Source organism: Paenibacillus pabuli NBRC 13638, assembly GCF_001514495.1.
Lineage (GTDB): Bacteria > Bacillota > Bacilli > Paenibacillales > Paenibacillaceae > Paenibacillus > Paenibacillus pabuli.
In genome coordinates this window covers 180476-194853 of record NZ_BCNM01000005.1, presented here as the reverse complement: position 1 = coordinate 194853, position 14378 = coordinate 180476, and the positions used below count along the sequence as shown (strand labels likewise).

Sequence of the window (14378 nt, the reverse complement as noted above, 5' to 3'; positions counted from 1 at the left end):
AGGAAATCGTATTAAATCACAAGACATCAACACAGCCGAGGGCACCTGGTTTTCTGACCAATGCCCGCAAAAGAATGATAAAGCACTGGCAGTTACATCTACTGGTGATTCCGCCCTTGCTATTTTTTCTCATCTTCAAGTATTATCCGATGATCAATGCAGTTCTTGCCTTTAAGGACTACAACGTCATCAAGGGAATATGGGGAAGTGACTGGGTTGGTTTTCAAAACTTTCGTCTGTTCTTTGAGAACCCATTATTCTGGACCCTGGTGAAAAACACCATTTTACTTAGCGGTTATTTAGTGTTGGCCGGATTTCCAATTCCGATTGTGCTCGCACTCATGATTAACGAGGTACGCGGAGCCAAGTTCAAGAATTTCGTCCAACTCGTATCCTTTGCACCCTATTTCATCTCAACAGTCGTGATGGTGTCCATGATTATGCTGTTCCTGGCACCACGGCTTGGATTTGTGAACATCGCCATGAACTTCTTTGGGCTGGATTCCGTGAATTTTCTGGGTGAGCCAGGCATGTTCCGCTCAATCTACGTCTGGTCCGATATTTGGCAGACTGCGGGCTACAGTGCGGTTATTTATTTGGCAGCACTTGCCGGAATCGATCCCACATTGTACGAAGCAGCCAAAGTCGATGGTGCCTCGCGTTTTCAAAAAATCCGTCACGTGGATCTGCCCGGGCTGGTGCCAACCATTGTCATCATTTTGATCCTGAATGTCGGAAATGTCATGGCGATTGGATTTGAGAAAGTCTACCTGCTGCAGAATCCGCTCAATCTGGCCAATTCTGAAATCATTGCAACCTATGTCTACCGAGTCGGCCTATTGAATGCCAACTATAGCTTTGCAACTGCCGTAGGGCTGTTCAACTCACTGATCAATCTGGTCTTACTGGTTACGGTGAATGGTTTGGCTAAGAGAGTTACGAAGAATAGCATTTGGTAGGAAAGGAGTTCACCTATGGCTGCAAACGTTCAAACCAAGATTAAAGAGTCCGCCGTGGACAAAACGTTTCTGGTTACCATCTACATTTTGCTCAGTCTCGTGGCGCTGGTGGTCATTTACCCACTGATATTTATCGTCAGCAGCTCAATCAGCAGCCCGGCAGCAGTAACTTCCGGTCGAGTGTGGCTCTGGCCCGTAGATATTTCCTTCAACGGTTACAAGGCATTATTTAATACACCTGAGATTCTCACCGGCTACGGTAACTCCATTTTCTATACGGCCGCCGGTACGCTGATCAGTGTAGTGCTGACCATCATGATTGCCTATCCGTTGTCACGCAAAACCTTTTTCGGCAGGAACACCCTGATGATGATCATTACCTTCACCATGATTTTCAGTGGGGGGCTGATCCCAACTTATATGGTGGTGAAGCAGCTTCATCTGATTGATACTCGCTGGGCGTTACTGATCCCGAACGCAATCTGGGTATGGCAGGTTATTATTGCTCGCTCGTTCTTTCAATCTTCCATTCCCGGGGAGCTTCTGGAAGCCAGTGAAATTGACGGCTGTAGTGATATGCGGTTCATCTGGAGCGTTGTACTCCCGTTATCGAAGCCAATCATAGCCGTGCTGGTTCTCATGTATGCAGTGGGACAGTGGAATGCGTACTTTGACGCCCTGATCTATCTCAAATCGGCAGACCTGTTTCCGCTGCAACTCATCTTGCGAAGTATCATCATTCAAAATAACGGTTCGGGGGCCATGGACTTGGCGAAAATGGTGGAAAGACAGCAGCTTACCGAACTGTTAAAATATTCGTTAATTGTAGTCGCAACATTGCCTGTACTCGTCATTTATCCATTTGTACAGCGCCATTTTGTACAGGGGATGCTGGTCGGTTCCGTTAAAGGGTGATCCTTCGTTTCGGTGTATGGAGAAAGAAGATATAGAAGTTCACACGCAAGGTTCCATCGTCTCAACTGGTAAACAACAAAAGGGAGTGATCAGATTTGAAGAAAAGTATGGTAACGTTATTGATGCTTGTCGTGGCATTCACAGTTGTCATGAGCGGGTGTTCCAATGGAAGCTCAACTGCACAACCAGGGAGCTCGGAAGAGGGCGGCAAGGTGAACATCAGCGTGTTCGCAGTCCAGGACTCCAGCATTGATATTCCGACCAATAAATTCACTGCCTTTGTGGAGGACAAATTTAATATCAAATTCAATTGGGAGATCAATCCATCGGATGGGGCCAAGGAAAAGCGACAAATCTCACTGGCAAGCGGCGACTATCCTGATGCTTATTTACTTACCCACTATATAGACCAATTCTCTCAGGCAGATCTGCTGAAGTATGGCAAGCAGGGTGTGCTCGTTCCTTTGAACGATCTCATTGATCAATACGCTCCCAACATCAAAGCGGCCATGGAGAAGAATCCTAATTTGAAAACGCTTAATACTGCACCTGATGGCAATATCTATGGTCTTGTTGCGTATACGGAATGTTTCCACTGCTCCTACCCGAGCAAGATGTGGATTAATACCGAGTGGTTGAAAAAGCTGAATCTGGAAATGCCAAAGACTACCGAAGAATTCAAAAACGTGCTGCAAGCATTCAAAACGCAGGACCCGAACGGAAACGGCAAAGCAGATGAGGTGCCGCTGAGTGGTTCCATAGAGGAGTTCGGCGTACGCATTATTCCCTTCCTGATGAATGCCTTTGTCTATGATGACGACAGAAACTACCTGCAAATGGAAAATGGGAAAGTCCAATCTGCGGCGATTACACCGGAATGGAAAGAAGGATTGACGTACATCAAGTCCCTCTTTGATGCGGGTTTGATTGACCCTGGCGCATTCACACAAAACGCAGAAGCGTTCAAGAAAATCGGTGAAAATGCAGATGCTGAAATTCTAGGCGCCGGTGCAGCCATGCATCCCGCAATCTTCGTAAACATCGATGAAGGCAACACACGCTCGGCGCACTATAACCCGCTGCCACCGATTTCCGGACCACAGGGTGTGTCCTATGCGACGCATGATGCGGGCGGTGTATCTCCAGGAGCGAAATTTGTAATCACAAACAAGGCAAGTGAAGAAGCGCAGATTGCCCTGATCAAAATGGTTGACTACATGTTCACACCAGAAGGCCAAACGAACGGTGCAAGCGGGATGAAGGGAATCGACTGGACTGATCCGGTGGATGGGGATGTGGCACTGGGTAAAGACGTTAAACCTGTAGTGAAACAAATCCCTATGGCCGAAGGTGAGGCGCCACGCAATGCGGGCTGGAGCGGCATGGCTCACTTCTATATGCCAAAAGAATATCGTGATACCTATGTTCAGGGCACAGATATTTATGCATCCAATGGTTATGAGCGAAGATTATATGACGCATCGCTGTTGTATGAAGGCCATGAGCCCAAAGAGTTGTTCCCGATCTGGTCCGTCTGGATTGATCCAAACGAAATTGACGAAGCCAGCTTGCTGCAAACCAACATCAGAAACTATATCGAGCAAAATGAACTGCAATTCATTACAGGCAACAAGGACCTGAATAAGGACTGGGATGCTTATGTGAAAGGCTTGCAGAACCTGAAGCTCGATCGTTATCTGGAAATTCTGCAAAAAGCATATGACACAAGCAAGTAATGAACAGGGATATCGGAATCAGGTGCCTATGCTGTACCGGCACCTGATTTTCCTTGTATTTAGGCAGAAGAGAAGTATGATGATGGAGTAAACGCGATGATAGAGGTTAAGCAATGGAGGCGTTAACATACCAAGAAGGGTGGGATTATCAGTCCTGTGACAGAACAAGAACATAACACGAATTCCACAACGGTCAGACTGATAGATTATGGCGCTATGCCGGACTCCGAGTTGGACACCCAGCCAGCCATGGCTCGTGCCATTCGGGCGGCGTTCGAAATCCCTGGTCCGGTGGTGCTGGACTGTGCGAGAGGAAGGTATCATTTCTACCCGGAGAAAGCGATTCGGGCGCCTTATTATATCTCCAATACCACGAGTGAAGAAGAGAACCAAGACGTGACCAAGACCATTGCCATTTTGCTGAAAGGGATGAACGATGTCACATTGGAAGGCAACGGCTCCCTGTTTATTTTCCACGGCAAACAGACCCTGTTTTTGCTGGATAAATGCACCAATGTAGAGATTCGCAACCTGCGTACGGACTATCACCAGCCGACGGTGACCGAGATGACGATTATCTCTACCGGAAAACGCCATTTCGATGCCCGGATCCACCCCGATTCCCGTTATCAGATTCGGGACAACAAGCTAACCTGGCTCGGTGAAGACTGGAGCTTTGCGAAAGGTCCCATGCAAACCTATGACCCATTGCGAAATACAACCTGGCGAATTGACAACTGGTTGGAATTGGCCCAATCTGTGGAAGAGCTTAAGCCCATGACCATCCGTTTGCATTTTGATTTTCAGCCGGATGTGGTCGTTGGTCATGTGTTGCAAAACCGCGATGGCATTCGAGATCAAGTTGGAGTTTTTATGACCGAGTGTTCAGATATTTCGTGGAGAGATGTGAGTCTGCATTTCCTGCACGGACTTGGTGTCGTCGGCCAGTTCAGCACAAATCTGACCTTCTCACGGATGAATCTGGCTCCCCGGACCGAAACGGGGCGCATGGTTGCCGGATTTGCGGATTTTCTGCATATATCCAGCTGCCGAGGCAAGGTTGCGGTAATGGACAGCCATTTTTCCGGTTCACATGATGATCCTGTCAATGTCCACGGTACCTATTTACGAATTGTAGATCAGCTGGCAGTGGATTGCGTGAAGGTCCGATTCATGCATCCCCAGACGTATGGGCTTCCGGCGTTTTATCCTGGTGATGAGATCGAATTTGTCCGTTCCGGTTCGTTGACGACCTACGCCTCCAACCATGTGGTTGCCGTTAAGCGTTTAAGTGCTCGTGAGCTCTTGCTGACCCTTGCTCATCCGGTACCGGAAGGTATGGGCAGGCATGATGTCATTGAGAATGTAACCTGGACACCGGAAGTGGAAATTACAAATAATCATTTTGCCCGAGTGCCAACACGTGGCATACTCGTAACGACTCGTCGGAAAGTGCTGATTACCGGGAATACGTTTGAACGTATGTCCATGAATGCCATTTTGATAGCCGTGGATGCCGAGTCCTGGTATGAGTCCGGAAGGGTAGAGGAGGTGATGATCACCGACAACCATTTTATTGAATGTGGCAGCAGGGAGCATACGGTGATCTTCATTTCCCCGGAGAATGTGGAGGTAGATGAGAGCGCCCCCGTTCACCGACAGGTCGTTATCCTGAACAACCGTTTCGAAACCAGTGGAGATGTCCAAATTGTAAGCGCCAAATCCACTCATGGGCTAGTGTTCAAGTCGAATCAAATAATCTCCACCAGCGAGACAGGAAAGTTATCCAGCTTAGAAGAAACAATCTATGTAAGCGCATGCACTGAGGTTGATCTTGCCGATAATACGTTCACTAATGTTCAAGAAGGAACTGACTAGCAAACGAGAAATCATGAGGGGGAGTGCACATGAAACTTCAATATGACAAACCTGCACATGTATGGACCGAAGGGCTTCCCATAGGTAATGGCCGTCTGGGCGGCATGATCTTTGGTGGGGTGGAGCAGGAGAAAATCAGCTTGAATGAGGACACCCTGTGGTCCGGTTATCCGAAGGACGGCAACAATCCTGGGGCAAAGGACGCTCTGCCAAAGGTTCGCAAGCTGTTACAGGAGGAACGTTATACGGAAGCAGACACGCTGACCAAAGAGATGATGGGCCCGTACACCCAATCGTATCTGCCTTTCGGAGATTTACTTCTGCGTTTTGAACACGGGGACATCTACCATTCCTACAAGCGGACGCTGGATGTCGAAAATGCAGTGCACAGCCTTGAATATCAGATTGGCCATGTTATCTATACCCGTGAAATGTTTGCCTCTCATCCGGATCAGGTTCTTGTACTGCGGCTGGCTGCAAGTGTGGAAGGTGCACTGAATGTACATGCGTCGCTGGATAGTCCGCTTCGGCATATGACTGGCGTTAGGGAAGACCGCTTTGTTCTGGAAGGAACGGCCCCGGAGCATGTCGATCCCAGCTACTTTGCAAGCGACGATCCGATCCGATACGGTGACCCCGGAACTAACAAGGGCATGGTCTTTGAAGGCCAGCTAGCGGTGAAGACAGAGGATGGACAGGTAACGATAGATGGCAGAGGAATTCATGTGTTGGGTGCGACAACGGCAACCTTTTATTTCAGTGCAGCTACAAGTTTTAACGGTATCGATGCCATTCCGGGAATGGAGGGAAAAGATGCATCCTTCATTGCAAGTTCATATCTGAATGAGACGGTAGACAAGCCATATGACAACCTGCTTGACTCGCATATTGCGGATTACCGTTTGCTGTTCGATCGGGTGAAGCTTGAGCTTGGGAATTCACCTGCTCCGGAAGAGATGTCCACTGAACAGCGGATTACGACCTATGGTGCGGAGGATCCGGGGCTCGTGGAGCTGCTCTTTCATTATGGGCGCTACTTGCTGATCGCAAGCTCCCGTCCGGGAACGCAGGCTGCGAATCTTCAGGGCATATGGAATGCAGTAACTCGTCCTCCCTGGAGCAGCAATTATACGTTGAATATTAATACCGAAATGAACTATTGGCCGACTGAAATATGCAATCTGGCTGAATGCCATGAGCCCTTACTGGACTTAATCAGCAATTTGGCGAAGAAGGGTGTTGAGACCGCGCAGGTCAACTATGGCACCCGCGGCTGGACGGCGCATCATAACACGGATATCTGGGGACAAACGGCTCCAGTGGGCAACTACGGAGATGGTGATCCAAGCTGGGCCTTCTGGCCGATGGGAGGCATTTGGCTGACCCAGCATTTATGGGAGCACTATGCCTTCAGCGGAGACGAGACATATTTGCGGAATTCCGCTTATCCAGTGATGAAGGAAGCTGCACTGTTTGCACTGGACTGGCTTATTGACGATGGTAGCGGCAACCTTGTAACTTCACCTTCGACTTCACCGGAGCATAAATTCCGGACTGTGGAAGGCGTAGCTGCGGTTAGTCCGGGTTCAACCATGGATATCTCATTGATTTGGGAGTTGTTCACCAACTGTATTAAAGCGTCGGAGATTCTTGGAGCGGACCCGGATTTTAGAAAAGAACTGGTAAGCATCCGCGAACGTCTTCTGCCTTTGCAAGTCGGCAAATACGGTCAATTGCAGGAGTGGTCGAAGGACTATGAGGATGAGGACATTTACCACCGGCATACCTCGCATCTGGTAGGCGTGTATCCGGGGAGACAGATTTCGGACGAGGAGACACCAGAGTTGTTTGGCGCTGCCAGAACCTCGCTTGAAAGACGGGGAGACGAAAGCACGGGTTGGAGCCTTGGATGGCGAGTTGCGCTTTGGAGCCGTTTCAGGGATGGAAACCGTTCCCTACATTTGCTCTCCAACATGCTCCGTTTGGTCAGAGATGGAGCGTCCGAGCAATACAACCATGGCGGTGTATATCCTAATCTTCTGGGCGCACATCCTCCGTTTCAGATCGACGGCAATTTCGCCGCTTCTGCCGGAATTGCGGAAATGCTGCTGCAATCTCACCGACCGTATCTCGAACTGCTTCCCGCACTGCCGGATACTTGGCAGCAGGGCAGCGTTTCCGGCCTGCGTGCCCGAGGCGGATTTGAGGTCAGCATCCGGTGGAACAACGGAAAACTTGCTGAAGCGCACATCACTTCACAATTGGGCCGGGACTGCGTGCTTAGGGGTGAAGGCCCGTTTGTGGTAACCCTTGACGGCCACGTGGTTGAGACGGATAATACCGACTTAAACATCATAAGCTTCCCTACATCTGCAGGACGGACCTACAAGGTTAAGCTGAGTTAAATCGCGTTATAGATCGGAAGATCGTTGCATGGAAAATGCGCTGTTCCGTCTTTATAATGAGGGCAGACTTGGGCAGGGGAGACATAACCGGCTCCGCTCAAGGCACAGCATGCAACAATAAGGAGGCATATGATGCTAACTAGCGATACAGCCGTACAAGTGCAGCAACAGAATGTTAATCTTGTAAGCGTTACAAACGGGCACGTGAGCTTAGAGATTAATCTTGAAAATGGTGAAGTGTCTTGTATAGGCAATCATTCATCTTATGTGAAGGGCATCCGTAGTGCTTTTCGCTGGCAGGGTCGGGAATACGGCACGGATCATTATCAGGTCCACGAGCTGGTGGCAAAGGAAGATGTTGTACGAGAAGGTTTTGGAAAAGGCATCCGCTTGGTTGTTCTGCATAAAGCTTCGTTGCTGCCGCAGCTGGAGCAGCATTTCTATATGTTTGAATCCTCACCGTATGTACTGGTACAGACCGCTATAGTCGGGGATGAAGAGCTTAAGGCGAACCGGATGGCTGTGATCCAATCCAAAGCGGTGTCAATCGGTGGAGAATCCGGCCAGAATGAACCGAGCATTCTGCGTGTACCGTTTGATAACGACAAATGGGTCAGATATACAGTGGTCAAGCCGCCGCTTGATGTGGAGAGTTATGAGGTAACGGCCTTGTTCGCGCCCGACAGCCGCAGGGGAATTGTGATGGGTTCCCTTACGCATAAGGTTTGGAAAACAGGGATCCGTATGCAAAGCGAACAAAGTGGACATATCGAGGGAGTTGATCTGTACGGCGGTGCCGTGAGTGAACTGACTCGCGATTCCCAGCCTCATGGTTATGTGAAGGGAAAGAGAGTTGAATCCCCCCTGGTATTCATCGGATTCTATGAAGACTACCGTGAAGGTCTTGAAGCCTACGGTCAGGCGAATACCTGGATTGAGGCTCAATTGCCTTGGGAGGGGGGTGTCCCGATCGGATGGAACAGCTGGTCTGCGGCCATGAGTGATCTGGACTATGATTTGTATATAGCGACCACCGATTTTCTGAAAAATGAAGTACAGCCGCTTGGATTCGAGAATGAGGATACGTTATACATCAACTTTGATGCGTTCTGGGACAACTTTACGCCAGAAGAAATGAAGAATGCGCTGGACCGGGTGCAGCAAAACGGGCATAGAGCCGGAACGTACTGGACCCCATTTGCCTTCTGGGGAGGGCCCGATCAGTTCGGTCAGGTGGTCGAAGGAACGAACGGCACATACACCTATGGAGACATTCTGCTGCGTGACAGTGATGGCGAGATCCTGCCGGATGTAGACGGTGGTCTGGCTATTGATCCGACACATCCCGGCAATCTGCAAAGGATCGACTGGTTCACGGACAAATTCATCTCGGAAGGTTTCGAATATATCAAACTGGATTTCTTGGCACATGGCTCGCTGGAAGGACAGCACCACAATCCGGATATTACAACAGGGATCGCGGCTTATCACTATGGCATGTCTTATTTGCAGCATAAGCTCTCGCCAGAAGTAATCGGACGGCCGTTTTTCATTAACTTGTCCATCGCTCCATTATTTCCATATGCCTTAGCTCACAGCCGTCGTATTTCCTGTGATGTCTTCGGTACACTTGCGGATACTGAATATCTGTTGAACTCGTTGACACACGGCTGGTGGATGAGTAATACGCTCTATCGCTACAATGATCCGGATCATTCCGTGTTATACAAGAGCTTCAACCAGGAAGCTACCGGCTGGCATGAAGGACGCAGCCGTCTGACCGCTTCAGTTATTGCCGGAACGGTGCTCCTGCTCGGGGATGACTTCCGCAAAGAGGAAGCTGCCGAACGAGCAAGAGCTTGGCTTGGTAACACGGATATTTTGAACGTTGCTCGTATGGGCAAAACCTTCCGTCCAGTTGAAGGGGATATGGGGAAGCTGTCTTCTGACGTGTTTGTCCTGGAATCGCCGGAAGAAAAGAGTTTCTATCTCGCCATCTTCAACTTTGATGCTGCACAGGCTGCGGAGAAACCCATCTCGCTGGAACGGGCCGGGCTAAACGCCAATGCCCTATACAATGTGCAAGATCTGTGGGAAGGCTCACAAGGGGAAACGTCTGGAGAGCTTATTGTCTCGCTGGAACCGGCGGAATCCAAAATCTTCAGATTGACCGTGAAGGAAAACGGATCGGAGTCAAATAATTAAGCGGAACCATGATCGATTTTAAAATAAAAACAAAGTCAAACGCGCGCTTTTGTATCTCACAGATCGCGCGTTTATTTGTTTGGGGACTGGAGGACATGATATGAACGATTTTACTTTGTGGTATTCAACTCCTGCTGCGGATTGGTCTCAAGGCCTGCCGCTGGGCAATGGTAGAATAGGAGCAGTGGTTATGGCGTCTTCGCATCGTGAGGTGTGGAGTATGAGCGAGGTTACCTACTGGTCAGGACAGATTGACCCGGAGTATCCTCCGGCAGGAGGCAAGGCTGCACTGGAAGAGATGCGCAGCTATTTTTTCTCGGGCGATTATGATGAAGGGGATCGTCTTGCCAAACAGCATTTGCAGCCAAAGAAGCGTAATTTCGGCACCCATCTTGGATTATGTGAAGTTGTTATTGATTTTGAAAAGAAGAATCCGGGTTCTGATGAAGCTGGAAGCTTCCAACGTGAGCTGGATCTGACTCATGCACTGGCTGGGGCGTTCTGGAAGGATGACGACACCACGATTAGACGTGAAGTTTTCGCTTCTCACGCCGATGATATAGTGGCCTCCCGAATTTGGAGCGAAGCTCCTGGTAGCGTATCCTTTACGCTAGGTTTGGAAGGGGGAACGGAATCATTCAAGGTTGCAGCCTTAGATGACAACACGCTTGAATTCCAAGGACAGGCAACGGAAAATGTACATAGTGATGGAACCTGCGGCGTATGGGCCAAGGGCCTGTTGAAGTTGGTTGTATCCGGGGGGAACATCGCCAGGAAAGATGGAAACCGATTGACCGTGACCGGAGCGGATGAGGCATGGATTTATTTTAGTGTAAGCACGGATTATCGTCGTACAGATTCGGATTGGAAAACAGAGAGCAATTATACGCTGGTGAAAGCTTTAAATAAAGGTTATACCTCACTGAGGAAGGATCATATCCGCGATTACAGCGAGCAATATGACAAGGTAGATATTCAGTTCGGGGTCAAGAGGAAATCCGGCCTCACTACAGATCAGCGTATTCGTTTGTTGGAACAGAGTGGTGGGGATGAAGATCCGCAGCTGTTCGCCTTGTTTTTCCAATATGGACGGTATCTGACCATCGCGGGATCTCGCGAGAACTCTCCATTGCCACTCCATCTCCAGGGAATCTGGAATGATGGTGAAGCGTGCCGAATGGGCTGGAGCTGTGATTATCACCTTGACGTAAATACTCAGATGAATTATTACCCTACAGAGATTACAAATCTGGGGAAGAGTCATCTTCCGTTATTTCGGTATATTGTGGATCTGGCACAGGCGGGCAGGGAAACGGCTCGTCATGTGTATGGATGCGACGGATGGGTCGCTCATGTCTTCTCCAATGTATGGGGCTTTACGCTGCCTGGATGGGAAACCTCGTGGGGGCTGAACGTTACAGGCGGATTATGGCTGGCTACACACCTGATTGAGCATTATGAGTACAGTCAGGATCGTGTTTTCCTAGAGAATGTGGCCTATCCTGTACTTAAAGAATCCGCGGCCTTCTATCTGGATTACATGTGTGAGCATCCTCGGAACGGTTGGCTGGTGACGGGTCCTTCCAATTCACCGGAGAACCATTTCTATCCCGGTAATTCGAGAGAAGGGGCACAACAGCTGTCCATGGGAACGACAATGGACCAGATGCTGGTGCGCAGGCTCTTTGAATTTTGTCTTAATTCAGTTGAACTTTTGAACAAAGACGAAGAACTCGGACGCAAGCTGGAAGAAGCAATTGGCAAGCTTCCACCTCTACAGATCGGCAAAAAAGGGCAGTTACAGGAGTGGCTGGAGGATTATGAGGAGGCGCAGCCAGAGCATCGGCATTTGTCTCATATGTATGCGCTGTATCCGGACAGTCGGATTACATCTGACCGTACACCGGAACTCAGTTCGGCAGTACGAGTAACGCTGGAGAACCGCATGGTCCAGGAAGAGCTGGAGGATGTTGAATTTACAGCTGCTTTGTTTGGACTGGGTTTTGCGAGATTGCATGATGGGGAGACGGCATATAAACACCTCTCACATTTGATCGGCGGCCTGTGCTTCGATAATCTGTTCACCTATTCCAAATCCGGAATTGCTGGAGCAGAGAGTAATATTTTCGTCGTTGATGGAAATTTCGGCGGTACAGCTGTCGTAGCGGAGATGCTGCTGCAAAGTTATGCGGGCGAGATTCACCTTCTCCCAGCGCTGCCACAGGCATGGAGCACAGGCTCGATAACCGGGCTGAGAGCAAAAGGGAATGCCGAGGTTGACATCGTCTGGGAGAACGGACAGTTAATTTCTACGAACATTCATACTTTCTCGGCAGGAACGTTCACCATTTGTTGGGGCAAACAAAGAACGATCCTTCATGCCGAAGCAGACGAAAGTTACTATTTCAATAGCGAGCTGGAGTTGGTAAAATAACGATCTATACTTGAAAATAACTTTCATTTATATGGACCATGGTCCCACGGAGGGAAAAACATATAATAGAGACAGAAAGATACAAAGGGAGGGGACGTTGATGTACAGTATTTTTTTGGTAGACGATGAAGAACTGGGACTTGAGATGATGAGGGATTATATCCGTTGGGAAGAGATGGGTATCTATATCATGGGAACGGCGAGTAACGGCAGGGAGGCCTTGGAGAAGATTGAGGCCACCCAGCCTGATATCGTTCTTACCGATGTTCAGATGCCGATCATGAACGGTATTGATCTGGCGAGAAAGATACATGAGAGCTACGATTCAATCCAGGTGATGTTTCTGACCGGACATGATGAATTTCAATATGTAAAATCGGCTATCAACGTAGGGGCCGTGGGATATATGCTAAAACCTTTGGATTTAAATGAAATTGAAAGCGTTGTCAGTAAAGTTAAACAGCGTTGTGACGAAGTTGGAATTAAGAACCGTTCCATGGAGGCGGCCAAAGCCAATATCCTGAAGGAATTATCTTACGAAAAAAACGAGGATCGTGCTATTGATCTCGCTTTTAGTTTCAGCCGTCTAACCCGGCAACCTGAGACCACCCGATATGCAATGGCCTTGTTTAGTATCGATCCGAAGGAGACCGAAGGAGAACAGCAAAGTCTGGAGGAATGTACAGGGCGGCTGGTGTCTTTTCTCGATCATTTCTTCAAGGCGAAGAACCTGAAAGCGATCTTTGTGGATTACAAGGAAGGAGAGACCGGTGTATTTATGGAAGCGGCACAGCAGCCGGGATATTATGCGTGGGAGGACTTGGCTGAGGCTATCCGTAGTGCCCTGGATTTTACGGTGACGGCTGCTGTAGGCGGACAAGAGACCGCGTTATCCCATATTCACTGTCTGTACGAAGAGACACGAACCATCTTGAATGAGCGTTTCTATGAAGGTACAGGCGCAATTATTCATGCTGGCACCGTTACGAATCAGTTCTATACAGAGCATATGCCCCCTTTTGATCAAAAGGAATGGTTCGATTCCATTAACCGACTGGATTTTGAATGGGCGGCACAGAAGCTGCACGGGTATATTGAGGGATTGGCAACACTGAGAGTCAAGAAAAAAATCATCTGCGACTGGTCGATAGATCTCGTGAATGAACTGCTGGAGCAGCTTCATAAACCCGTTCCAAAGCGGGCTGAGCTGTATCATTCCATCTATAATGCACTGACTCTGCATGAAATCGAGGATCTGATTCTCGGTACTGCGGAAGATGCGGTGAGCATGCTGGGCGAGCGGTTTATGGACAAAAATGCAAAACTGATTCACAAGGTCCGTACCCTCATCGACCAGAATTACAATCAGCCGATTACCATTAACAGCCTGTCTGATCAGGTCTATTTGTCACCGAACTATTTGAGATCCATTTTTAAGGACAAAACAGGGATGACGATCCACGATTATCTGACACGCATCAGATTGGATAAAGCCAGGGAACTGCTGGCAGACGGCTCGCTCAAGATTCACGATATCGCGCAGACCGTGGGCTATGAGAGTACATCCTATTTTATTTCTCTATTCCTGAAGACACAGGGCGTAACACCTAACGAATACAGGAAAAGTATGTGACGATAGAGGCTGTCTGGTAAAGCTGATATTCATACTCCTGTTTTCCTTGAACATGATTTGGATAGGCTCCCTCTTACTACCCCATGATATGGCAAATGAAAGAGGCTTTCCTGTATGAATAGTAACATTGTGGTATGGAACATCCCCCTCCTCCTTTTTACAATAAGGCATATAGGAAAGGAAGGAGGAGAGAGGGGTATTGATTTGACAGCT

8 protein-coding genes are annotated in these 14378 nt (G+C 48.8%); all 8 read left to right on the top strand.

Features of this window, described 5'->3' with window-relative positions; translation table 11 throughout:
* The first annotated feature begins 74 nt into the window (after window positions 1-74).
* Window positions 75-959 (top strand): ABC transporter permease, encoded by an 885-nt coding sequence (locus PPA03S_RS09280; protein WP_174532117.1) that lies wholly within the window; start codon window positions 75-77, stop codon window positions 957-959.
* Between the two features lie 15 nt (window positions 960-974).
* The gene (locus tag PPA03S_RS09275; RefSeq protein WP_062322065.1) at window positions 975-1874 is read left to right on the top strand and encodes a carbohydrate ABC transporter permease; all 900 of its coding nucleotides are present in this window, start codon (window positions 975-977) and stop codon (window positions 1872-1874) included.
* Between the two features lie 95 nt (window positions 1875-1969).
* Window positions 1970-3610: an extracellular solute-binding protein gene (locus PPA03S_RS09270; protein WP_062322063.1), complete on the top strand. Its 1641-nt coding sequence runs from the start codon at window positions 1970-1972 to the stop codon at window positions 3608-3610.
* A 156-nt stretch (window positions 3611-3766) separates the two neighbouring features.
* Window positions 3767-5488, top strand: coding sequence for a right-handed parallel beta-helix repeat-containing protein (locus PPA03S_RS09265; protein ID WP_245683557.1), 1722 nt, complete (start codon window positions 3767-3769; stop codon window positions 5486-5488).
* A gap of 29 nt (window positions 5489-5517) precedes the next feature.
* Window positions 5518-7893, top strand: a complete 2376-nt coding sequence (locus tag PPA03S_RS09260) for a glycoside hydrolase family 95 protein (protein WP_062322061.1) — start codon at window positions 5518-5520, stop codon at window positions 7891-7893.
* Window positions 7894-8022: 129 nt separating this feature from the next.
* The gene (locus PPA03S_RS09255; protein ID WP_062322059.1) at window positions 8023-10098 is read left to right on the top strand and encodes an alpha-galactosidase; all 2076 of its coding nucleotides are present in this window, start codon (window positions 8023-8025) and stop codon (window positions 10096-10098) included.
* Window positions 10099-10198: 100 nt separating this feature from the next.
* Entirely contained in the window at window positions 10199-12532 is a 2334-nt protein-coding gene (locus tag PPA03S_RS09250) for a glycoside hydrolase family 95 protein (protein ID WP_062322057.1), read from the top strand.
* Window positions 12533-12632: 100 nt separating this feature from the next.
* Window positions 12633-14165: a response regulator gene (locus tag PPA03S_RS09245; protein WP_062322055.1), complete on the top strand. Its 1533-nt coding sequence runs from the start codon at window positions 12633-12635 to the stop codon at window positions 14163-14165.
* Window positions 14166-14378 lie beyond the last annotated feature (213 nt).

What these genes read in the sequence shown, in the direction of transcription:
- PPA03S_RS09275 (WP_062322065.1), top strand. Translation starts at nt 975, where the DNA reads ATGGCTGCAAACGTTCAAACCAAGATTAAAGAGTCCGCCGTGGACAAA.
- PPA03S_RS09260 (WP_062322061.1), top strand. Translation starts at nt 5,518, where the DNA reads ATGAAACTTCAATATGACAAACCTGCACATGTATGGACCGAAGGGCTT.
- PPA03S_RS09280 (WP_174532117.1), top strand. Translation starts at nt 75, where the DNA reads ATGATAAAGCACTGGCAGTTACATCTACTGGTGATTCCGCCCTTGCTA.
- PPA03S_RS09255 (WP_062322059.1), top strand. Translation starts at nt 8,023, where the DNA reads ATGATGCTAACTAGCGATACAGCCGTACAAGTGCAGCAACAGAATGTT.
- PPA03S_RS09245 (WP_062322055.1), top strand. Translation starts at nt 12,633, where the DNA reads ATGTACAGTATTTTTTTGGTAGACGATGAAGAACTGGGACTTGAGATG.
- PPA03S_RS09250 (WP_062322057.1), top strand. Translation starts at nt 10,199, where the DNA reads ATGAACGATTTTACTTTGTGGTATTCAACTCCTGCTGCGGATTGGTCT.